This is a genomic window from Viridibacillus sp. NPDC093762 (genome assembly GCF_050279675.1).
Classification (GTDB): domain Bacteria; phylum Bacillota; class Bacilli; order Bacillales_A; family Planococcaceae; genus Viridibacillus.
In genome coordinates this window covers 1-2,892 of the sequence record NZ_JBNNUK010000049.1, presented here as the reverse complement: position 1 = coordinate 2,892, position 2,892 = coordinate 1, and the positions used below count along the sequence as shown (strand labels likewise).

Here is a 2,892-nt window from a genome sequence, read left to right as displayed (position 1 = left end):
ATTGTAAATAATAAAGTCATTATTTTCTTCAAATTAAATCTCCCCCCAAGAAAATGTTGAATTGAATTATCACCATATATTAACTATATTCAACATGCTTCTAAAAACGCCTCTTATTGAACTAAACTGCCCCGTTAGTTCAATAAAGAAAAAAGAGCTGCATATGCAACTCAATGATCTTCAAGTAAAGCACCCGTTAGTTGAATAAGAAAAGTGAAGCTGATTCCACAATAGCGTCCGATTCTGGAATAAGTTGTACAATTTATTCATTAATAATATTTCTATCTTGATTGCCATGAAAAATACGCAATAAAGTATTTTTAGCAGGCACATCAAAACGAAAATAATTAACTAAAAATTCCCTATTATTATAGCCAACTTCTTTAACATTACAATTAACACAACCATCATCCTTAATACTGATGGTTGCATAAGTGGCTATCGGTCGGGAATTACAACCTAATGCCCCTGGATTAAGATAAATTCTATTGTTCCCCTTGAAATAATGTAAAATATGATGGTGTCCAAAACAAATTATATCAGCGTCTTCATTTTTATATAAGTCATCAAGTTTTGTTACAGATGGATTCGTATCAATACTTAAGAACCGCTTACTTTCATTCAAATGGTAATGTAAAAACAAAATCTTTTTTCCATTGACTATGCACTCAAGTCTTTTTGGCATTTCACTTAAAAAAGTAATGAATTCTCTATTCATATTTTTTGCTATCCAATAATGATGTTCTCTTTCTTCACCTTGGCTTCCCGGTTCCTCACCATTTACAATATTGAGTATGGCCTCGTCATGATTCCCTAAAACGTATGACACATCTTTTCTCGAACGGAGTTCTTCAAGGACTTGATTTGTTTCATGTCCAATAGCGATCAAATCCCCTAAGCAATAGATATGTTCTACTTTGCTTTCCCTTTCAATATCAGAAAGTACAGCTTTAAGAGCTGAATAGTTTCCATGTATATCTGTAATAACTGCAATATTCCTCACCATGACACTCTCCTTTTGTTGGACAATAAGTTATTCAGCAAAATGGCCCGATCGTTGAATACAAGTTAAACAACACTCTTCAACTAAACTGCTGCGTTAGTTTAATAAATAAAAAAGAGCTGCATATGCAACTCAATGATCTTCAAGTAAAGCCCTCGTTAGTTCAATATGGCAAATACTAAATGTTAATTAATAGTTTTGAGCATATTTATCCCCGCTATTTCAAATCCTAGTTCCTCATATAGTTTCCTAGCCCCTTCATTTCTTCCAAAAACATGGAGTTTAAAGTAATAAATCCCTTCCTGTTCTAACCACTCCTCAACATTTTTCATCACTCTAGTTCCGAAACCTTTACCTCTATTTTCTTCAAAAATAAAAATCTCATAAAGAAATGCACTTTTCTTTTCCTTTTCTACCTTTATCCAAATAAATCCAATTAATCGATCATCTTCATAGATATTAAATAAATGATGATTAGAGGTTTCTATTCCTTTAGGCAGTAGATTATTTAACTGTTTACGTGCTTTAAAAAGGGGGGTCTTCGCTGTTTACTTCATGTACATTTTCCGATAGAACATTGCTATATCTCTCAACTTTATCTTCGAAATAAATTGTAAATTCTTTTTCTGACATTTTCTTTAATAAAATGTTCATTTTACTCTCCTATATTAAATGACTTGTATAAAAATATTGATTAAACTGACCTTTAGTATATCCAATTGAATATTCTTATAATTCAAACTATATTTTACCATTAATATTAATTCATTTGTGGAGTATTACTCCACAATCTGGCCCAATTGCTGAACAACACTCTTCAACTAAACTGCCCCGTTAGTTCAATAAGAAAAAAAGAGCTGCATATGCAACTCAATGATCTTCAAGTAAAGCACCCGTTAGTTGAAGAAGGATGCACTCAAATCAAGGTGTGATAGAAGGTCGATGAGGATTACACAGTCGAAAATCACATTAATTACCTTCTGCTAAGTAATAAGGTGTTTCGTAACCTTGGCAACCAATAATAGAGTATTTGTTTCCTTCAACTAAAATTTCCTCGCATCCAAATGTGTTTCTTTCTCCACTACCGTACTCATCTCTAGTGGTATCCTCAGTAATTTCAAGCTGCTTTCCGTTATATGTTAAATCAGTTAGTATTGGGTCTCCTTCTTTCGTGTAAGCAACAACACGAATACTATCCTTTAGCCCTGTTTCTGTATTTTTGATAAATTCTTTTAACCTAGTTTCGTTTTCAATTTCACCATTATTTCTATTCACAATATCAGTATCAGAAGGAACAAATTTTTTTGAATCCGTCTCTATATTGGCACAACCAACTATAAGCAAAAACATTACGCTGAGAGTTATAAAACTTAAATATCTTATCATAGACTCCCCCCTTTATTTATATGACCTTATAAATTGTTTTACGGTTTCACTTATTCAACTATCCTGCCCCGTTAGTTCAATAAGAAAAAAGAGCTGCCTAGGCAACTCAATGATCTTCAAGTAAAGCACCCGTTAGTTCATTAAGAATTCGGTTAGAATAAATTCAGTTATCTTTTCTGAGAAGCATCTTTATAATAAGTGCGAAAATAACTATACCAGTTAAAGAACCCACAGCATATGACCAAGAAAAGTAATCAAAGGTAAAGTAAATTATTAACATACTAACAAAATATCCTGCTGAATAACCTATTAAATATTTTATCAATTTCACTTCCCTCATCTCTCAAAATATTACATATACTTTATCATAAAACATGTGTTTCTTGTTCAACTATCCTGCCCCGTTATTTTAATAAGGCTTTCTTAGAAAAACCATACAGTTCTTTGTACAACTGCTACCAGAGAATTTTAAATTCTACCTGTTTGCAGTGCAATCACCCAAT

3 protein-coding genes are annotated in these 2,892 nt (G+C 32.2%); all 3 read right to left on the bottom strand.

Annotated elements, in window-relative coordinates; translation table 11 throughout:
• Positions 1-262 precede the first annotated feature (262 nt).
• Positions 263-1,006, bottom strand: a complete 744-nt coding sequence (locus tag ACQKM9_RS21815; protein ID WP_427736570.1) for a metallophosphoesterase family protein — start codon at positions 1,004-1,006, stop codon at positions 263-265.
• Between the two features lie 182 nt (positions 1,007-1,188).
• Positions 1,189-1,440 (bottom strand): GNAT family N-acetyltransferase, encoded by a 252-nt coding sequence (locus tag ACQKM9_RS21810; RefSeq protein WP_427736571.1) that lies wholly within the window; start codon positions 1,438-1,440, stop codon positions 1,189-1,191.
• A gap of 532 nt (positions 1,441-1,972) precedes the next feature.
• The gene (locus tag ACQKM9_RS21805) at positions 1,973-2,389 is read right to left on the bottom strand and encodes a DUF4362 domain-containing protein (RefSeq protein WP_427736569.1); all 417 of its coding nucleotides are present in this window, start codon (positions 2,387-2,389) and stop codon (positions 1,973-1,975) included.
• Positions 2,390-2,892: the final 503 nt, after the last annotated feature.